Source organism: Pseudomonas sp. EA_5y_Pfl2_R50, from assembly GCF_963970475.1.
Taxonomy (GTDB): Bacteria; Pseudomonadota; Gammaproteobacteria; order Pseudomonadales; family Pseudomonadaceae; genus Aquipseudomonas.
In genome coordinates, this window is the sequence record NZ_CAXAPT010000236.1 from 1 (window position 1) to 273 (window position 273).

Consider the following 273-nt stretch of genomic DNA (forward strand, 5'->3'; position numbering starts at 1 on the left):
ACACACCCACGGGACTGATCCGACAGGAAACCGGCTTCGACGGCCGCCGCACGAGCTACGCCTATGACCTCAATGGTCACCTGCTGGAAAAGACCGAGTTCGGTGATGACGGCTCGGTTTTAGTCACACGCTACGAGCGCGATGCTGCCGGACGTCTGCTGGTCAAGACCTTGCCCGACGGCATCCAGATCGAATACCGCTATGACCGTCTCGGTCGTCTGGTCGGCGTCGATGACGGCCAGCAACACCCACTGGCCTTCGAATACGACCTGC

1 protein-coding gene is annotated in these 273 nt (G+C 60.8%); it reads left to right on the top strand.

Features of this window, described 5'->3' with window-relative positions:
* A partial coding sequence (locus AACY19_RS27615; protein WP_339454670.1) for a hypothetical protein occupies positions 1 to 273 on the top strand: 273 nt, incomplete at both ends.